Source organism: Qipengyuania flavescens, assembly GCF_029688735.1.
Taxonomy (GTDB): domain Bacteria; phylum Pseudomonadota; class Alphaproteobacteria; order Sphingomonadales; family Sphingomonadaceae; genus Qipengyuania.
The window spans coordinates 275265-291362 of record NZ_JARULD010000001.1; the positions used below are offsets into that span (position 1 = coordinate 275265).

General features: G+C 64.4%; 22 protein-coding genes. 6 read left to right on the top strand and 16 right to left on the bottom strand.

The genetic code is table 11. The features are described 5' to 3' along the window. Positions 1–30 precede the first annotated feature (30 nt). Entirely contained in the window at positions 31–1434 is a 1404-nt protein-coding gene (gene astD, locus P8R33_RS01375) for a succinylglutamate-semialdehyde dehydrogenase (protein ID WP_278327915.1), read from the top strand. A gap of 24 nt (positions 1435–1458) precedes the next feature. Here astD and P8R33_RS01380 read toward each other — a convergent pair whose 3' ends face one another. After that, on the bottom strand, positions 1459–2169 hold the full coding sequence (locus tag P8R33_RS01380; RefSeq protein WP_278327194.1) for a hypothetical protein: 711 nt from the start codon (positions 2167–2169) through the stop codon (positions 1459–1461). A 237-nt stretch (positions 2170–2406) separates the two neighbouring features. Further along, on the bottom strand, positions 2407–2922 hold the full coding sequence (locus P8R33_RS01385) for a glycine zipper 2TM domain-containing protein (protein WP_278327195.1): 516 nt from the start codon (positions 2920–2922) through the stop codon (positions 2407–2409). 175 nt (positions 2923–3097) lie between these two features. Between P8R33_RS01385 and rarD the strand changes: the two genes are divergently transcribed. After that, entirely contained in the window at positions 3098–4000 is a 903-nt protein-coding gene (gene rarD, locus P8R33_RS01390; RefSeq protein ID WP_278327196.1) for an EamA family transporter RarD, read from the top strand. Here the strand turns inward: rarD and pyrC are convergent. Together pyrC and P8R33_RS01400 are read right to left on the bottom strand one after the other, a co-directional pair. Next, complete coding sequence (pyrC, locus tag P8R33_RS01395) at positions 3978–5015, bottom strand: dihydroorotase (RefSeq protein ID WP_278327197.1); 1038 nt, start codon at positions 5013–5015, stop codon at positions 3978–3980. The genes rarD and pyrC overlap by 23 nt on opposite strands. Positions 5016–5025: 10 nt before the next feature. Then, on the bottom strand, positions 5026–5850 hold the full coding sequence (locus P8R33_RS01400) for a patatin-like phospholipase family protein (protein WP_278327198.1): 825 nt from the start codon (positions 5848–5850) through the stop codon (positions 5026–5028). 38 nt (positions 5851–5888) lie between these two features. Between P8R33_RS01400 and ygfZ the strand changes: the two genes are divergently transcribed. Beyond that, a complete protein-coding gene (ygfZ, locus tag P8R33_RS01405; protein WP_278327199.1) occupies positions 5889–6629 on the top strand; it encodes a CAF17-like 4Fe-4S cluster assembly/insertion protein YgfZ in 741 nt (246 codons plus the stop codon). Here the strand turns inward: ygfZ and P8R33_RS01410 are convergent. Then, the gene (locus tag P8R33_RS01410) at positions 6613–7212 is read right to left on the bottom strand and encodes a TetR/AcrR family transcriptional regulator (protein ID WP_278327200.1); all 600 of its coding nucleotides are present in this window, start codon (positions 7210–7212) and stop codon (positions 6613–6615) included. The two genes, ygfZ and P8R33_RS01410, sit on opposite strands and share 17 nt — an antisense overlap. A 115-nt stretch (positions 7213–7327) precedes the next feature. On the opposite strand from P8R33_RS01410, the gene P8R33_RS01415 reads away from it, so the two are divergent. Then, a complete protein-coding gene (locus tag P8R33_RS01415) occupies positions 7328–8206 on the top strand; it encodes a metal-dependent hydrolase (RefSeq protein WP_278327201.1) in 879 nt (292 codons plus the stop codon). Between the two features lie 58 nt (positions 8207–8264). On the opposite strand, the gene P8R33_RS01420 is transcribed toward P8R33_RS01415, so the two are convergent. The 3 genes from P8R33_RS01420 to rplU form a co-directional block, all read right to left on the bottom strand. Further along, positions 8265–8804, bottom strand: coding sequence for a GNAT family N-acetyltransferase (locus P8R33_RS01420; protein ID WP_278327202.1), 540 nt, complete (start codon positions 8802–8804; stop codon positions 8265–8267). 217 nt (positions 8805–9021) lie between these two features. After that, the gene (rpmA, locus tag P8R33_RS01425; protein WP_278327203.1) at positions 9022–9291 is read right to left on the bottom strand and encodes a 50S ribosomal protein L27; all 270 of its coding nucleotides are present in this window, start codon (positions 9289–9291) and stop codon (positions 9022–9024) included. 12 nt (positions 9292–9303) lie between these two features. After that, positions 9304–9816 carry a 50S ribosomal protein L21 gene (rplU, locus tag P8R33_RS01430; RefSeq protein ID WP_278327204.1) on the bottom strand — a complete coding sequence of 171 codons (513 nt, stop codon included), beginning with the start codon at positions 9814–9816 and terminating at the stop codon, positions 9304–9306. Between the two features lie 177 nt (positions 9817–9993). Between rplU and P8R33_RS01435 the strand changes: the two genes are divergently transcribed. Both P8R33_RS01435 and P8R33_RS01440 read left to right on the top strand, forming a co-directional pair. Further along, a complete protein-coding gene (locus P8R33_RS01435; RefSeq protein ID WP_278327205.1) occupies positions 9994–10524 on the top strand; it encodes a hypothetical protein in 531 nt (176 codons plus the stop codon). Continuing rightward, positions 10521–11201, top strand: coding sequence for a Crp/Fnr family transcriptional regulator (locus P8R33_RS01440; RefSeq protein WP_278327206.1), 681 nt, complete (start codon positions 10521–10523; stop codon positions 11199–11201). The genes P8R33_RS01435 and P8R33_RS01440 overlap by 4 nt, the downstream gene beginning before the upstream one ends. Positions 11202–11207: 6 nt before the next feature. Here P8R33_RS01440 and P8R33_RS01445 read toward each other — a convergent pair whose 3' ends face one another. The 8 genes from P8R33_RS01445 to P8R33_RS01480 all read right to left on the bottom strand — a co-directional run bounded on the left by P8R33_RS01445 (position 11208) and on the right by P8R33_RS01480 (position 16062). Further along, complete coding sequence (locus P8R33_RS01445) at positions 11208–11633, bottom strand: hypothetical protein (RefSeq protein ID WP_278327207.1); 426 nt, start codon at positions 11631–11633, stop codon at positions 11208–11210. Between the two features lie 74 nt (positions 11634–11707). Then, positions 11708–12175, bottom strand: coding sequence for a molybdenum cofactor biosynthesis protein MoaE (locus P8R33_RS01450; protein ID WP_278327208.1), 468 nt, complete (start codon positions 12173–12175; stop codon positions 11708–11710). Next, a complete protein-coding gene (locus P8R33_RS01455; RefSeq protein ID WP_278327209.1) occupies positions 12168–12410 on the bottom strand; it encodes a MoaD/ThiS family protein in 243 nt (80 codons plus the stop codon). Before P8R33_RS01455 ends, P8R33_RS01450 begins: the two co-directional genes overlap by 8 nt. 3 nt (positions 12411–12413) lie before the next feature. Then, positions 12414–12713, bottom strand: coding sequence for a Rossmann fold domain-containing protein (locus P8R33_RS01460; protein ID WP_278327210.1), 300 nt, complete (start codon positions 12711–12713; stop codon positions 12414–12416). After that, positions 12710–13084, bottom strand: a complete 375-nt coding sequence (locus P8R33_RS01465; protein WP_278327211.1) for a dihydroneopterin aldolase — start codon at positions 13082–13084, stop codon at positions 12710–12712. Before P8R33_RS01465 ends, P8R33_RS01460 begins: the two co-directional genes overlap by 4 nt. A gap of 10 nt (positions 13085–13094) precedes the next feature. Next, positions 13095–13985 (bottom strand): RsmD family RNA methyltransferase, encoded by an 891-nt coding sequence (locus P8R33_RS01470; RefSeq protein ID WP_278327212.1) that lies wholly within the window; start codon positions 13983–13985, stop codon positions 13095–13097. Beyond that, positions 13985–15376 carry a threonine synthase gene (gene thrC / locus P8R33_RS01475; protein WP_278327213.1) on the bottom strand — a complete coding sequence of 464 codons (1392 nt, stop codon included), beginning with the start codon at positions 15374–15376 and terminating at the stop codon, positions 13985–13987. Before thrC ends, P8R33_RS01470 begins: the two co-directional genes overlap by 1 nt. Positions 15377–15435: 59 nt before the next feature. Beyond that, on the bottom strand, positions 15436–16062 hold the full coding sequence (locus P8R33_RS01480) for an SURF1 family cytochrome oxidase biogenesis protein (RefSeq protein WP_278327214.1): 627 nt from the start codon (positions 16060–16062) through the stop codon (positions 15436–15438). Between the last annotated feature and the right edge of the window lie 36 nt (positions 16063–16098).

The following is a 16098-nucleotide window of genomic DNA, read 5'->3' on the forward strand; positions in this document are numbered from 1 at the left end:
AAGGTCCCGGGAAGGTCTCGATTGTCTGATATGGAACTGGTTTCTACCGAACCTGCCACCGGCGCGGAAATCTGGCGCGGCACGGCGGGCGATGTCGAGCAGACGATTGCCCGCGGGCGCGAGGCGATGCGCGACTGGGCACGCACACCGCTGGGCCAGCGCGTCGAATTGCTCCGCCGCTTCGCCAATGTCGTGCGCAAGCATGCCGAACCCTTCGCCGAACTGATCGCGCGGGAAACCGGCAAGCCGCTGTGGGAAGCCCGGACGGAAGTGCAGGCCGTTATCGGCAAGGTCGATATCTCCGTCACCGCCTATGCCGAACGCACCGGGCAGAAGAAGCTCGATAGCGCGCTGCAGGGCACCGCCGCGCTGCGCCATAAACCGCATGGCCTGATGGTCGTGCTCGGACCGTACAACTTCCCCGCGCATCTGCCGAATGGCCATATCGTCCCCGCGCTGATCGCGGGCAATGCCGTGATCTTCAAGCCGAGCGAAAAGGTGCCCGCAGTCGGCGAATTCCTGACGCGCTGCTTCCATGAGGCCGGCATTGCGGAAGGCGTGGTGCAGTGCATTCACGGCGGCCCGGACGCGGGCAAGGCGCTGGTCGAACATGCCGATGTCGACGGCGTACTCTTCACCGGCTCGGCGCGCGCGGGGATTGCGATCAATCGCAAGCTCGCCTCGAACCCCGGGAAGATCGTCGCGCTGGAGATGGGCGGCAACAACCCTATCGTCGTCACCGACACGCCCAAGCTGGCCGATGCCGCCGCGACGATCGTCCAGTCCGCATTCACGACTGCAGGCCAGCGCTGCACCGCCGCACGCCGCCTTATCGTCGTCGACTCGATGTTCGATCAGCTCGTCGCGGAAGTGAAGGCGCTGACCGAGCGGCTGATCGTCGACGAACCCTTCGCCGATCCCCAGCCGTTCATGGGCTGCGTGATCGACAATCAGACCGCAGATCTGCTGTCGGAAAGCTTCGTCGCACTGATGTCGCGCGGCGGAAAGCCGATCGTGCACATGAAGCGCAAGGACGAGAGCCTGCCCTTCCTGTCGCCATCGATCCTCGATGCTACGGACATCGCCGAGCGGCCGGATATCGAGCTGTTCGGCCCGTTGCTGCAGGTGATCCGCGTGGCCGATCTCGATGCCGCTATCGCCGAGGCGAACAATACTCGTTACGGCCTGTCCGCCTCGCTTATCGGAGGAAGTCCGAGCGATTTCGAGCAGTTCTGGAGCGAAATCCGCGCCGGTATCGTCAACTGGAACCGGCCGACCAATGGGGCCTCCTCGGCCGCGCCCTTCGGCGGGATCGGCCTTTCGGGCAACCATCGTCCGGCGGCGTTCTACGCAGCGGATTACTGCGCCTATCCGGTGGCGAGCACCGAAATGGAACAGCCGCGTGCGACTATCGGCGTCGGCCTAAAATCCTGACGGCTGCCCGGCGGGGCGGACGCGTCAGTTGCTCGTGACGAGATCGATCTGGGTCACGCCCTGATCGAGGCGGCGGCCATAGACGACATATGCCGACTGGCCCTTCGTGCCGCTGAGAATATTGTCCCCATCCTTCACCGTGTGCTCGACATTGAAGCCGGCATCGCGGGCGCGCGTGCTGTAGAAGGATAGAACGTCGTCGAGGGCGACCGGCGTGTAGAAGGAGACGATTCTCAACGCACAGTCGCCCTCGTCCGTCCCGGCGGCTTCTTGCGTATTGCCGCGCGGATAGACGGGGAAAGCAGTCGGGAGCTTGGCGGCCCAGGCCGAGCCGTATTCGGCGCTCGCAGCGCAATTCGGGCCGTCCGGCTTTACCGCAGCGCGCGCTGCGGCCACCATCGCCGCGGTATCGGGCGCATTGGCCGCCAGCTGCTTGGCAGCAGGAGCGGCCTTCAGATTGGACGATCCGCCGACCATCTGCGCAGCGCGGTTGCGCGCAGCCTCGACGGCGCGCGGGCTCTTGTCGATTTCGGGAATCGCCTGGCTGCCCGTGCCGGACAAGGCCGCATTGGCCTCGTTCTGACCGGCCAGGTCGGGATCGCTCATGAGGCCATCGTTGAGCGCCTGTTCGCTCGCCGGATCGACCGCATCGGCATCCTGCGCCTCATCCGCATTACCGCCACAGGCAACCAGCAGGACGACAGGGGCGAGCGCAGCTAAGGGACGGAATTTCATCATTGGCCTCCGGCAGATAAGTGTCGGCTTCTGCTGTCTGGCGCTGGCGGTTTCCAGCCGCTTGCAGCGCGCTGCATCATAGCGGGACACCCGGCCTGCGGAAAGTTTTAGGCCAAACGATAAGGGCGCCTCCTCTCTCCCGAAGGAAAGAGGAGACGCCCTTGGCGGCCCGTGATTGTTATCTTGGGTACCGCCCTCCGCCCGTGGGTGGGCACGGACGAAAGCTGGTGTTTCGAATTAGCCGCAGCGTGTGCTGGAGCGATCGATGGTCCGGCCGAGCAGCGCTCCGGCAGCACCGCCGAGGATGGCGCCGAGCGTGCGATCGCCGCGACCGGCCACTTCATGACCGATCAGCGCGCCGACTCCGGCACCGACCAGAAGGCCGGTGGTGCCATTGTCGCGGCGGCAATAATACCGCCCGTCACGACCGCGCCAGATGCGGGTATCGCGGCGGACCGGCTCGCCATAATTGCGGTCATAGCCCATGTAGTAGGGACGCGACTGGCGGTAATCGCGATAGTCGCGGCGATCGTTGTAATATCCGCGGTCGCTGTAATAGGCGCGATCGCGATAGCGCTTCCAATGCTTGCGCTTCTTCCCGTGCTCGTAAACCGTGGAAGCAGGCCCATCATAGTAGACGGAAGCGTGCGCCGCCGGAGCAGCATGGGCGGCCGGTGCGGCGGATGCCGGCACGGCCAGAGTGAGGCCCGCTGCGGCCATGGTCAGTGCTGGAAGCTTGAACATATTTGCCATCGTATTCGTCCCTTTTGCAATCTTGTATTGGCCCTGTGACGTTCAGCTTTAGGCCCGCCAACCTGAACCGAATGCAACCGAGCCGTCAGATTCAAAATTTGCGACGAACCGACCGTTCCGTATCGGCGAGATGAAGCTTGCCGCGCCGATTACGCGCGCCTAGCGCCGCTGCAGGATGACCCAGGCCGCTTCACAAACAGACAAGACCGGCCTCGGCGCAGCCGTCGGCGCCTATGTCATCTGGGGCTTCCTGCCGCTCTATCTGATTCTCGTCAGCAGCGTGCCGCCGTTCGAATTCGTCGGCTGGCGCATCATCTGGACGCTGCCGCTCTGCCTGCTGATCGTCGCCTATCGCAAGCAGGGCGGCGAGGTTCGCCGGGCCTTGGCGGATCGCAAGACCCTCGCCCTGCTCCTGCTCAGCGCGACGCTGATCGCGGTCAACTGGGTGGTATATGTCTGGGCGATCCAGAACGGGCAGGTCTACGCCGCCAGCCTCGGCTATTACATCAACCCGCTGGTAAACGTGCTGCTGGGTACGCTGCTGCTGGGCGAGCGCCTGTCGCGGCTGCAATGGGTTGCAGTGGCAATCGCCGGGATCGGCGTTTCGCTGCTGCTGGCAGGAGCGCTGACGACCCTCTGGATCAGCCTGACGCTAGCCATGAGCTTCGGTACCTACGGCCTCATTCGCAAGCAAGTGCCGGTCGGCTCGCTGCCCGGTCTCACCATCGAATCAGCGATTCTGCTCGTCCCGGCCCTCGGCGTCGCCTGGTATTATGCGCAGAGCCCGGCGGCTTCGTCATTCGTGCAGGACATCGGCCTCAGCCTCGCGATCATGCTGGGCGGCGCTCTGACGGCATTCCCGCTGCTGCTTTTCGCCATCGCCGCGCGCAAGCTGCCCTACTCGACGCTCGGCTTCATCCAGTTCCTGGCACCGAGCATCGTCTTCATTCTCGGCCTTACGGTATTCGGCGAAGAGCTGAACTACGCCCAGGCGGCTTGCTTCGCCTGCATCTGGGCAGCGGCGGCGATCTTCGTCTGGGACTTGTGGTCGCGCTCTAGGAAGCCAGCCGCCAGCTGAGCGTTTCGCCGGCGTGGAACGGCACGATTTCTGCCGCACCGCCAGCGACCGATGCCGGAACTTCCTGTGCGACCTTCTCGAGCGTCACGGTGCCTTCGTTGAGCGGCAGGCTGTAGAAGCGCGGCCCGTTCTCCGACGCGAAAGCCTCGAAGCGGTCGAGCGCACCCTCCTCGTCGAACACCGAAACATAGCTTTCTAGCGCATAAGGTGCGTTGAATATGCCTGCACAGCCGCAGTCGCTTTCCTTGTCATGGCGATGGTGCGGCGCGCTGTCGGTGCCGAGGAAGTACTTTGCGGAGCCACCGGTCGCGGCCTCGCGCAAAGCCAAGCGATGCTCCTCGCGCTTGGCGACGGGCAGGCAATACATATGCGGCCTGATCCCGCCGACGAGGATGTCGTTGCGATTGATATGCAGATGCTGCGGCGTGATCGTCGCCGCGATATTCGCGCCCGAAGCATCGACGAATTCGACCGCCTGCCGCGTCGTGATGTGTTCGAAGATCACCTTGAGTTCGGGTAGGCGCGCGACCAGCGGCTGCAACACGCGCTCGATGAACACCGCCTCGCGGTCGAAGATATCGATCGCCGCATGGGTGACCTCGCCGTGGACGCAGAGCGGCATGCCGATCTCGGCCATCCGCTCCAGCACGCCGCTGATGTTGGCGACATCGGTAACGCCATGCGCGGAGTTCGTCGTAGCGCCGGCGGGGTAAAGCTTGGCAGCCGTTAGCACACCGTCGGCGAAGCCAGCCGCAAAATCGTCCGCATTGCTCTCGTCGGTCAAATAGGCCGTCATCAACGGCGTGAACTCTACGCCCTCCGGCACTGCGTCCACGATCCGCTCGCGATAGGCCGCGGCGAGAGCGCTGGTGGTGACCGGCGGCGAGAGGTTCGGCATCACGATCGCGCGGGCGAACTGCCGCGCGGTGTGCGGCACCACGGCGCGCATTGTATCGCCGTCGCGGAAATGCAGGTGCCAGTCGTCAGGCCGGCGGATAGTAAGCGTCTTTGTCATTGTGCGCGCCTTAGCCACACTGCCTGCGGTCTACCAGCCATTGCCGCGCGTCCGCTTCGCCCTGCTCCCAGGTGCGGGTTACTTTGCTCGCGTCGGAAAAATCGATCTTGTCCGCCGCGACCTCGCGGGTCGGCTGGATGTACGTGCACCGATCGGTCTGCGGAAGATTTTCGTAAATGCTGGTCATCAGCACGAGCGTTTTCCCGTGGTCGGTTTGCGGCAAAGGCGCCTTGTCTAGCATCCCGCCGTCGAGCACCCGGTCCCCCTCCCATTCCGGCACATCGAAGACGGGCGGGATGGTCGCAGCGGCGCAGATCAGATCGACGAGTTTGCCGTCGCGCGCGGCCTGGCGCGCATCGACACACAGTTCGCCCAATCCCGCCCGACGCGGCAAGATCAGGTGCGGGGTCGATCGCACGGCCTGATCGAGTTTATACAGAATTCCGTAGAAAACCGCGCTCAACCGGGCCGACACATGTTTGGGCGGGCAAGACAGCGACACTTCGTATTCTGGCCCTTCGGCGATTGCCTCGATCGCGGCGTCGTCCAGGGTCGTTTCGACCACGGCGCGGTAGATTTCCTGATGCGGGGTGAAATTGCTGCGCCTGCGGTCGTAATTCGCATCGTTGATACGGAACGCCTCGGTCATCAGCATCTTGAGATCCCGCTCGCGCCCACCGATCCACGCAGCGGCGCTCAGCGCGCCGCCCGACGCGCCACTCACCCGTTGCGGGGCGAGCTTCGCCTTGTCGCCCAATCCGGACAGGAAACCGCCATGCCAGAAGCAGCGGATACCACCACCGGAAAACACCAATTGCTCGATATCGCTGAACATCGCTTTGCCTATGGGCGGTCGCAACCTATCTGTCACCCATGACTGCGACACGATTGTTCGAGCGGGCGGTGATCCGCCTTTCGCCCCGCAATGCCGAAGAGGATGTGGTCGGCTTCCTTCAAGGCCTGGTCACCAACGATGTGGCAGGCCGGCTGCCGGTTTATGCGGGCTTGCTGACGCCGCAGGGCAAGACGATGTTCGATTTCCTCGTCTGGCCGGGCTCGAAAGGCGAACTGCTGATCGATTGCGAGGCCGATGCGGCGGAGGAGCTTGCGAAACGCCTGTCGCTCTACCGCCTGCGCCGTGCGATCGACATCGAGGTCGATCCTGCGGTCGGTGTGCATTGGCAGCGCGAGATGGGCGACGGCGGAGCGGCCGATCCCCGGCTTGGTGCGCTCGGCCAGCGCTGGCTTTCGCCTGTCGACGATGACGACGAAGCAGCCGACGACGCATGGCGCGCGCACCGGCTGTCGCTTGGTGTTCCCGAAGGACGCGCGGAACTGGGCGACATCCTCTGGCTCGAAACCAATGCAGTCGAATTGCATGGCGTGAGCTTCAACAAGGGCTGCTATGTCGGGCAGGAGAATACCGCCCGGATGAATTGGCGCAGCAAGGTCAACCGTCGGCTGCTTGTAGTGCCGCTCGAGTCATCGGAGGAAAAGCGGCGCAAGGTTGCGCACGAAGACCTCGAACTCGCGGTCGATCACCTGCGGCTGGGCGCGATCGACACAGATCGCACCCCGGACTGGATGAAGCCCGGGCTTACTGCGGCAGATTGAGCGCCGCGATCGAATTGACCAGCATCCGCTCCGCCCGGTCGCGAGCGGCGGTCTCGGGCAAGCCCAGCGAGCGCGAAAGCGCGCTGCCGATCAGCGCGTCGCCCATCGCCATCAGGACCAGCGCCAGAGTTTCCTCGTGAACCTGCATAGGGTCGCCGCCATGCTCGGCCTCCTCCGGTGCGATCTCGTCGACGAGATTGTGGATCGTCTCCACGATCGGTGTGAGGGCGTCCTCGTTGCCGGTGAGGATCATCCAGCTGGCCAGCGCTCCTGCCCCTTCCTTGTCGAAGGCATCGAAGGCGAGATCGACCACTTCGCGAGGAGAGCCAAGACCGGCGCGGCTGGCGCGTACGGCGTCTATGATCGTGTCGCACACTGTCCCGGCAAGATGCCCGGCAAGCGCCTTTTGCAGTCCTGCCGCCGAGCCGAAGTGATGAAGCAGGTTCGCATGCGTCCGCCCGATCCGGGCGGCGACAGCCTTGAGCGTCACCGCCTGGGGCCCTGCTTCGATCAATAACGCCCGCGCCGCTTCGAGTGCAGCGAGGCGGGATTCTTCGGGGGAAAGTCTCTTGCGCGTGGCCATGCGATGAAGCGTTAACCCAAAGCGGCGAGCGCGCAAAGCCGTTTACCGATCGTTATTGACATCAATGTAAGCAAGCGCTACTTACATCAATGTCAGTTAAACTCGGAGCTTTCCCATGAACGCCCCCGTCACCATCGATACCGATACCCGCACTTCCGCCCCCACCCCGGCAGATCTTACCCTCACCGTGCGCGACGAGCGTTTCAATCGCGACACCACGCCGCGCCGTTGGTGGGCGGGCGATGCGTTCGGTACCGCATGGCACAACGCCCTGTCGGCCACTTTCCCGCGCGGCGAGGCATTTTTCATCGAAGCCGTGAAAGCGCATCGCGATGGTGCCGATCCGAAGCTCGCGGAAGAGATCCGCGCCTTCGTGAAGCAGGAAATCAACCACACACGCGAACACATCGCGTTCAACCGCCTTGCCGAAGACCACGGTTACGACATCAAGGCGATCGACAAGCGCGTGGGCGAGATGCTCGCGCTGACGAAGGATCGCCCGGTCATCGTCAACCTCGCCGCGACCATGGCGCTGGAGCACTACACTGCGATGATGGCGCAGGAATTCCTCGCCAATCCGAACCACTTCAAGGATGCCGATTCGGAGGTGCGCGCGATGTGGGAATGGCATTCGGTCGAGGAGATCGAGCACAAGGGCGTCGCCTTCGACACCTGGAACCACGCGACCCGCGACTGGACGCCGTTCCGTCGCTGGAAACTGCGCAGCCTGATGATGCTGATCGTCAGCTTCAACTTTTTCCGCAACCGCTGGACCGACACGCTGGAGCTGCTGGCGCAGGACGGCATCACCGGCTGGAAGGCCAAGTGGGGCCTGTTCAAATATCTTACCGTAAAGCCGGGCGTCGTGCGCCGTATCTTCCCGGCGTGGCTGAGCTACTTCAAGCCGGGCTTCCACCCGTGGGATCACGACGATCGCCACCTGATCGGCAAATACGAAGGCGAATTCGAAGCGGCGCTGATGCCCGCGGAGTAAGTCTAACGAAGCAAAACAGGAAAGGCCCCGCAATCGCTTGCGGGGCCTTTCGTTTGGGTCACGCGGCTTTCGGGGCGGCGACCTCGTCTTCGGACAGGTCGAGGCGGTACATCATGCAATCAGCTTCTTCGCCGCGTCCGCAACTATGCCGCGACACGGTCTTGCCGGTTGGCCGGAAGCCGAGTTTACGCAACACGCGACCTGAGGCCGGGTTGTCGGTGAAATGTCCGGCAATGAGCTCTTCGTGGCCGAGCAGTCTTGCGATATCGATCACGCCGCGCGCAGCTTCCGTCGCGTATCCGTGTCCCCAGTATTCTCGAGAAATCCAGTAACCGAGCTCGACCGATCCTTCGCCCGCATCGATCCCGATGCAGCCGATCAGTTCAGAGCCATTCTCGCCCGGTCGCGTAATTAGAAAACGTGGATAGCGCGGTTCACGCTTCAGCATGACGAATTGGCGGGCATGTTCGGGACGATAGGGCCACGGTGCGCGCGCGAGGTTGCGGACGACGCCCTCGTCGGCGATCCCGCCGAACAGCGCTTCTGCATCTTCGGGCCAGGCAGGCCGCAACAGCAGCCTCTCGGTAACATGGAACATCGGTATTCTCCCCATATCCACGCTCCGGGCTCCTAGGCCGGACGCGTGACAGTTGCGTGGCGGCGAAAGGATATTTCGCCAGACTGAGAGGGAGAAACGACAAGAGGGAGACGGGCCCCCTGACTTAACAGGAAAGTCCCATCTCCCTCTTCGGTTGCCGGTGGTTATCCCGGCTGGGACCGTCCCGTCTGGACGATCCCGTTATCGGAGCGTCCGATTATTCGGCGGCTTCCGCCAGCATGTCGACCGAGACGAATTTGCGGTCGAGCTTGCCCTTGTGGAAGCGCACAATACCGTCGGTTAGGGCGAACAGCGTGTGGTCCTTGCCCATGCCGACATTGGTGCCCGGATAGAACTTGGTGCCGCGCTGGCGCACGATGATGTTGCCGGCGACGACGTTCTCGCTGCCGAACTTCTTCACACCGAGGCGACGACCGGCTGAGTCGCGACCATTGCGCGATGAACCGCCTGCTTTCTTATGTGCCATCGTCCGTAATCCTTACTTCTTGTCTTCGGTCTTCTTGGCGGCCTTCTTCGGCGCTGCCTTCTTGGCCGGAGCCTTTTCCTCGACGGCGCCCTTCTTGGGGGCAGCCTTCTTCGCGGCCGGCTTCTTGGCGTCTGCCTTCTTGGTCTCGGCCTTCGGCGAGTCGTCCGTCTTGGCTTCGGCCTTCGGAGCCGCTTCCTTCTTCGGCGCAGCCTTCTTCTCGGCCTTCGAATCGCCGACGGCGGTGATGCGCAGCAGGGTCATCTGCTGGCGATGGCCGTTCTTGCGGCGATAGTTGTGGCGGCGGCGCTTCTTGAAGACGATCACCTTCTCGCTCTTCGCCTGGGCGATGATTTCCGCGGACACGGTCACCTTGCCGGCGTCTTCGAGCTTTTCACCTTCACCGGCGAGCAGGACGTCGCCCAGCGTGATGGTATCACCGGCTTCGCCAGCCAGCTTTTCAACGGCGATCTTGTCTCCGGCGGCAACCCGGTATTGCTTGCCGCCCGTGCGCACTACTGCGAACATGGTGGTTATCTCTCAATCAATTAGCTTTGCCGCATCCTTGCGAATATACGGCGCACCCGTCAGGCCACCGAATGGCAGCCCCGGAAAGAAGCGTGCCGTTAGGCGAATGGCGGGCCCAAGTCAACGGCCAGAGCGACGATTTTTGCATCCTCGCTGGCGACTTTCGGCCTGCATGATATGGAGAGCGCGATGACGTATCGCAAGCTCTCTCTCGCCGCCTGTCCGGCGCTCCTGCTGGCCGGATGCGCGACTCCCGCCGATAGCGATTACCCGTCGCTTGCCGTCCGGGACATCGAGCGGGCCGAAGGACAGTTCGATGTCGGCCCTCCGCAGACGATCGAGGTGCCCGCAGTGGAGACCCCACTCAGCGGCCCCCTCCCCGAACAGCTTGCAACTCTCGTCGCCCGGGCGACAGACGCCCATCGCGCCTTCACGAGCGCCCTTCCCACAGCCGAGCGCCGGGTGGCGGCAGCTTCGGGCGCTGCAATCGGCAGCGACAGCTGGGCCGCTGCGCAAGTCGCGCTCGCCGATCTCGATTCTAGCCGCAGCCTGGCCTCGGTGCCGCTCGGCGATCTCGACATACTGTACGCCGCAGCATCGGTGCAGGCGGAGGAGACGGCAGCAATCGAGGCCGCGCGCGCCCAGGTCATCGCAATGGTCGCGGAAGAGGACGCAGCGCTGGAGCGACTGCGCGCGCGCGTTCGATGAGCCTCGCCTGCGCGACGTGTCCGGTGCGCGACCGCGCGGCCTGCGCCGTGCTCGACGAGGCCGAACGTGACGAGCTGGCAAAGGCCGGGCGCACGCGAAGGCTTGCGAAGGGCGAGACACTGTTCTCGGCTGGCTTGAGCGATGCGGCCTGCGCCACGCTTGTCAGCGGTGCCCTGAAAATCACCTCGACGGACAGCGACGGCCGCGAACGCATCCTGTCGCTCGTGCACCCCAGCGGCTTTGTCGGCGAGATGTTCGGGCCCTATGTCCAGCACGATGTCGTGGCGCTGGGCGAAAGCGAGGTCTGCGTGTTCTCCGGTCCCGCTTTCGAGCGGGCGATCGAACGCTACCCGCGGCTCGGCACGGCGCTTTTGCGGCGCACGCAGGAAGATCTCTATGCCAGCCGCGAGTTGCTGTCGCTGACCGGAAATGCCTCGGCCGAACGCCGCGTGGCGGGCGCAATCCTGTCGCTGGCCCGATCGGCGAGCGATTCGCCCTGTCATCCGGCGCGGCGCTTCGACCTGCCGCTTTCACGAAGCGAGCTTGCCGATATGCTGGGCTTGACCATCGAAACCGTCAGCCGGACGCTCACCCGCTTCGAACGCGCCGGGGCGATCCGACGCGACGGAAAACGCGGGATCGAATTGCTCGACCCCGCGCTCCTCCCCGACACCTGAATTCGATCAGCGGACCAGGGCCGCAATCGTCACGGTCGTCACGCCCCAGCAGAAGATGATGACCGGCAGGATGAGCATCTGGACGCTTGCATCCTTGGCCGTGAGCCGCCCGGTCAGTGTGGCGATGCCATCGCGGCGCAGCTTGGCGTAGCTCATCGGGCGCGAAGCGGTTCCGGGTGCCAGCCTGGTCCAGATCGCCGGGACGCCGAAGCCGGCCACGACGAACAAGGTGAAGATGGCCATCGGAATGATCAGGCCGGGGGTCGATAGCCCCGCCGCCATTACGGCAAGGAACCCGAGGTAAAGCGCCACGGTCGCGGCATAGAGGCCCTTGGGCAGCTCGAACGTGCGATCGACCTCGTGGCGGAATTTCGGCGCAGGAACGATGGCGGCCTGCCGGGCAACGAGTTCGCGAGTAAGATGCTTGGACATGTTCGGTCTCCTTGTTGGAGACCTTTTGGCCGGAGCCGGAGATCGATTCCTTGATCGAGATCAAACCACGCGAATTACTCCCAGCGCGCGATATCCTCGTGGTCTTGTCCGCGCGGCTCGATCCAGTGCCAGCCGTCGGCGCGCTTTTCGCGCTTCCACAGCCATGCTGCGCTCTTGAGGTGGTCCATCAGATAGTCGGCGGCGGCAAAGGCGTCGCGGCGATGGCGGGCTGCCGTGGCGACGAGCACAATGGCCTCTCCCGGCGTCATGACGCCGATGCGATGCCAGACCAAGGCTCCGTCGAGTGCGAATTGGTCGCGGGCTGTTTCCGTCAGCTCCCGCATCGCCGGCAGGGTCAGCGGTTCGTAATGCGACAGCTCGAGCGCGCGGACATCGCCATCGGGCCTGACCTTGCCAAGAAACGATACGACACCGCCCGCCTCGCCATGTGCGGCGTTGAACGCGGCCAGCGCCTCTCCGACCGACAGCCCCTTGTCGAGCAGCCGGACATCGAGCGGCGTGTCGATGGTGATCCTAGCCACCACTCACCGGCGGTAGCAGCGCGACCTCGTCGCCATCAAAGGCGTTGAGCCGTGTCTTGTCGGCAAGGACCTTGCCTGCGCAGGCCACATTGACGCGCTGCGCTGCCAATTGCTCCGCGACTTGCGGGCCTACCGCCCCCAGCAGGCCGGACCAGTCCAGCGGCGCCTGGACTTCAAGCGCCTGTTTCCCTGCCAGATCGCGCAACGGGCCGAGAAAGAGGATCGTCACGGCCATGCCTCAGGTCTCCAGATATTGGCCGGTAACGCCAGGAGCGCTGGCGAGATAAGAGACGGTCGCATCGAGCGCAGCGCCTTCGCCGGCCACCATGTTCACCCGGCGAGGCGTATGTTTGCGCGCGAGGCCGGCGGTGATGGCCCTGCGCCAGTCGCGGTGTGTATGGTCAGCCGCCGGTACCGTGATGACCACATCGAGACCGTCCTCCAGCTGATGCTCGATATGGCTGAGCCAGTGCTGGTGGAACAGGCTCGCAGCGGCGAGCGGGTCCTTGGGCAGGTCGTCCACCGCGATGCACTTCATTCGCGTCGCTCGCGGTGCAGCGTGATGCCGATTTTCTCGCCCGCCTCGGCTATGGCCAGCTTCACGATCTTGACCGTCACCGCCTCCACCCTCCTGTCCTGCAGGAACAGCGTCTCGCACACATGGTCCGCAACCGCCTCGATCAGCTTGAAATGCACGCCCTCGGGTAGTGCCTCGGAGGCGGCAAACTTCAGGTCCATGTAGTTCTTCGATTCGTCCAGCGAAGTGTCCGCATCGTAATGGCGCAGCGGCTTCATCCGAACCTGGATGGTAAAGCGCAACGGCTGCGGCTTGCCCGTCTCTTCTGAATAGATGCCGGTAAGCACGTCGTGCTCGAAATCGGCCACTTCGAGGATCAGCGAATCGTCCATGCCTTGTTCTCTAGCTTGGATTGGACCAGCGCGCGAAGATCGCAGTGGGCAGGAGGCGACCCGAGGTATCTTCCTGCACGGCAAGGTCGCCATGCTCGATCATGCCGGGCAGGTCTGCGAAAACCTCCTCCAGCAAGCCGCCGAGCGCGAGGCTGCTCATGCGAACGGCGTAGACGGTGAGGAACAGGAACCGGCTGTCGCCATCAAGCAATTGGCGGCAATCGGAGACGAGATCGGGCAGGCCCTGCTCCAGCCGCCACACCTCGCCATCGGGTCCGCGCCCGAACTTGGGCGGATCGAGGATGATCCCGTCGTAACGTCGCCCGCGCCGCACTTCGCGCGCGGTATATTTCATCGCATCCTCGACCAGCCAGCGGATCGGACGATCCTCCAGCCCGGCCAGCGCCGCGTTCTCGCGCGCCTGGGCGACGGACTTCTTGCTCGCATCGACATGGGTGACGCGGCCGTATTTGCTCAGCGCCTGCGTGCCGACGCCGGTATAGCCGAACAGGTTCATCGTCTCGGCATCGCGGGCCTCGCCGAGTTGTCCGCCCATCCAGTCCCACACGGGTGCCATGTCGGGGAAGAAGCCGAGATGGCGGAAGGGCGTGCATTGCGCGGTGAAGCGCGCCTCCTCGCCCCAGCCCAATTCCCAGCCGTTCTCCCGCACATCCTTGGCATACTGCCAGCGGCCGCCGCCATCCTCGTCGCTGCCGGGAACGAATTCGCCATGCGCGTCCCAGTCGTCGAGACGGGGCGTCCACATCGCCTGCGGTTCGGGGCGGATGAAGCGGTACGGGCCGTATTCCTCGAACTTGCGACCATGGCCGCTGTCGAGCAGGCGGTAGGCATCCCAGCCCTCGCCCACCATCAACACGGGATCGCGGCGCAGCTCTGCCATCAGGCGGCGTGCTCGAGGATGTGGTCGCGCACCGCTTCATAGGTCCCGGGAAGCTCGATGTAGGCCTCCTCGCGCGCGAACAGGTCGCCAACGCGATTGGGGAGAGCGGGACGAATGCCGGTGGCTCGTTCGACCGCATCGCTGAATTTCGCCGGATGAGCCGTCGCCAGTGTCACAACCGGGACCTGCGGCGCGAGGTCGGCGCGACGTGCGGCGTGAAGACCGATGGCGGTGTGGGGATCGATGATCTCGCCCCAGTTTTCGTAGGCTTGGCGAATCGACGCCGCCGTTTCGTCCTCGTCCACCCGAGCACTGGCAAACAGGCCCGCGGCTCCCTCGCGCTGGGCATTGCTGAGCATCATCGCGCGGCTGCCTTCGAACCCGCGCATTTGGTCTCCAAGGGCGCCCCCGTCGCGGCCGCCGACATCGAACAGCAGCCGTTCGAAGTTCGAGCTCACCTGGATGTCCATGCTCGGCGCGGCGGTGGGGGTCACGTTGCCTGCGGAATAGTCCCCGCTGCTCAGCGCGCGGTGGAGGATGTCGTTGACGTTTGTGGCAACGATCAGCCGCTCGATCGGCAGGCCCATGCGCGCGGCGACATGGCCGGCGAACACATCGCCGAAATTGCCGGTCGGCACGCTGAAGGCGAGTTTGCGGTTGGGCCCGCCCAATTGAAGCGAGGCGGCGAAGTAGTAGACCACCTGCGCCATCAACCGCGCCCAGTTGATCGAATTGACCGCGCCGATGCGATGCCGCGCGGTAACGCTCTCGTCGGCGAAGATGCGCTTCACCATCGCCTGGGCGTCGTCGAAGCTCCCTTCGATGGCGATATTGTGCACGTTCGGCGCGCGCACGGTGGTCATTTGGCGGCGTTGGACGTCGCTCACCCGGCCCTGGGGGTGGAGCATGAAGATCTCGACATTGTCACGGCCCGCCACAGCGTCGATCGCGGCGCTGCCGGTATCCCCGCTGGTCGCGCCGACGATGGTCAGGCGGCTGTCCTCGCGGGCGAGAAACTCCTCGAAGAGCAGCCCGAGCAATTGCAACGCGACATCCTTGAACGCCAGCGTCGGGCCATGGAACAGTTCGAGCAGCCATTGTCGCTCGTCCAACTGGACCAGCGGCGTAACGGCGGTGTGGGCGAAGCGGCTGTAGGCTTCCCCGGTCAATTCGCTGAGGCGGTCCGGCGTGAGGCTATCGCCGACGAAGGGCGCCATTACCCGCGCGGCGAGTTCGGCATAGGGCAAACCGCGCATCTCGCGGATTTCGTCCATGCCGAATTGCGGCCAGCTTTCCGGCACATAGAGGCCGCCATCGGACGCGAGCCCGGCCAGCGTGACCTCGGCAAAGTCGAGCGCAGGAGCGCTGCCACGGGTGGAGACGTATTTCATCGGCTCACGCGGTTAGCGGCGGCGGCGCGCACGGGCAAGCAAGGCGGACTTTAGCCTGCCTAAGCGTCCCTGCCCCGGCGGCGAAGCACGAGGATGTAGATCACGAGCGCCGTCAGCGCGAAGAAGAACCACTGGCCCGCGTAGCCCCAGGATGTGTTCTCATACTCCTCGGGCCGTGACGGCGCCGAAGGGAGGAGCCCCGCTTTCGGCTCATCGGCGACGATCATCAGCGGCCGTTCGGGGCTTTGAAAGGTCAGTCGCTCCCAAAACCCGCGTTCGTCCGGCGCAAGCATGGCGACGCCCTCGACCTCTCCGCCCGCCCATTGCGCCACCGCATCGGGCCTCTCGGCCACTCCGATCTGGGCCTGGAACGGGCGCCCGGATGGCGACAGGCAGGTAGCGATCTGTTTCCAGCCGGTCCGCCCCGAAGCATCCCGGCCGCCGGCGACCTGCATGTCGACGACCTCGGCACACGTCGCGCTCAGCCGACGATAGAGCAAGGCTTCGCTCTGCGGGTCGGCAAAGGGATAGTCCGCGACCGGCATGGAGGGGCGATCGATCATCGATTGCTTCAGCTGATCCCGCTCCGCCGCGCGGTCGAGCTGCCAGAAGCCGAGCGCGATCATCGTCGCGATAGCCACCGCGACCACGATTGTCGGAATGATCGGGACGTCCTTGGTCGTCATCTCATTCGTCCGATGCGAGAAGGGCAGCCGCGGCAT

Excerpts from the sequence above, each read along its gene's own strand:
- astD (WP_278327915.1), top strand. The coding sequence starts at position 31 with ATGGAACTGGTTTCTACCGAACCTGCCACCGGCGCGGAAATCTGGCGC.
- P8R33_RS01380 (WP_278327194.1), bottom strand. The coding sequence starts at position 2,169 with ATGAAATTCCGTCCCTTAGCTGCGCTCGCCCCTGTCGTCCTGCTGGTT.
- P8R33_RS01385 (WP_278327195.1), bottom strand. The coding sequence starts at position 2,922 with ATGGCAAATATGTTCAAGCTTCCAGCACTGACCATGGCCGCAGCGGGC.
- rarD (WP_278327196.1), top strand. The coding sequence starts at position 3,098 with ATGACCCAGGCCGCTTCACAAACAGACAAGACCGGCCTCGGCGCAGCC.
- pyrC (WP_278327197.1), bottom strand. The coding sequence starts at position 5,015 with ATGACAAAGACGCTTACTATCCGCCGGCCTGACGACTGGCACCTGCAT.
- P8R33_RS01400 (WP_278327198.1), bottom strand. The coding sequence starts at position 5,850 with ATGTTCAGCGATATCGAGCAATTGGTGTTTTCCGGTGGTGGTATCCGC.
- ygfZ (WP_278327199.1), top strand. The coding sequence starts at position 5,889 with ATGACTGCGACACGATTGTTCGAGCGGGCGGTGATCCGCCTTTCGCCC.
- P8R33_RS01410 (WP_278327200.1), bottom strand. The coding sequence starts at position 7,212 with ATGGCCACGCGCAAGAGACTTTCCCCCGAAGAATCCCGCCTCGCTGCA.
- P8R33_RS01415 (WP_278327201.1), top strand. The coding sequence starts at position 7,328 with ATGAACGCCCCCGTCACCATCGATACCGATACCCGCACTTCCGCCCCC.
- P8R33_RS01420 (WP_278327202.1), bottom strand. The coding sequence starts at position 8,804 with ATGTTCCATGTTACCGAGAGGCTGCTGTTGCGGCCTGCCTGGCCCGAA.
- rpmA (WP_278327203.1), bottom strand. The coding sequence starts at position 9,291 with ATGGCACATAAGAAAGCAGGCGGTTCATCGCGCAATGGTCGCGACTCA.
- rplU (WP_278327204.1), bottom strand. The coding sequence starts at position 9,816 with ATGTTCGCAGTAGTGCGCACGGGCGGCAAGCAATACCGGGTTGCCGCC.
- P8R33_RS01435 (WP_278327205.1), top strand. The coding sequence starts at position 9,994 with ATGGAGAGCGCGATGACGTATCGCAAGCTCTCTCTCGCCGCCTGTCCG.
- P8R33_RS01440 (WP_278327206.1), top strand. The coding sequence starts at position 10,521 with ATGAGCCTCGCCTGCGCGACGTGTCCGGTGCGCGACCGCGCGGCCTGC.
- P8R33_RS01445 (WP_278327207.1), bottom strand. The coding sequence starts at position 11,633 with ATGTCCAAGCATCTTACTCGCGAACTCGTTGCCCGGCAGGCCGCCATC.
- P8R33_RS01455 (WP_278327209.1), bottom strand. The coding sequence starts at position 12,410 with ATGGCCGTGACGATCCTCTTTCTCGGCCCGTTGCGCGATCTGGCAGGG.
- P8R33_RS01460 (WP_278327210.1), bottom strand. The coding sequence starts at position 12,713 with ATGAAGTGCATCGCGGTGGACGACCTGCCCAAGGACCCGCTCGCCGCT.
- P8R33_RS01465 (WP_278327211.1), bottom strand. The coding sequence starts at position 13,084 with ATGGACGATTCGCTGATCCTCGAAGTGGCCGATTTCGAGCACGACGTG.
- P8R33_RS01470 (WP_278327212.1), bottom strand. The coding sequence starts at position 13,985 with ATGGCAGAGCTGCGCCGCGATCCCGTGTTGATGGTGGGCGAGGGCTGG.
- thrC (WP_278327213.1), bottom strand. The coding sequence starts at position 15,376 with ATGAAATACGTCTCCACCCGTGGCAGCGCTCCTGCGCTCGACTTTGCC.
- P8R33_RS01480 (WP_278327214.1), bottom strand. The coding sequence starts at position 16,062 with ATGACGACCAAGGACGTCCCGATCATTCCGACAATCGTGGTCGCGGTG.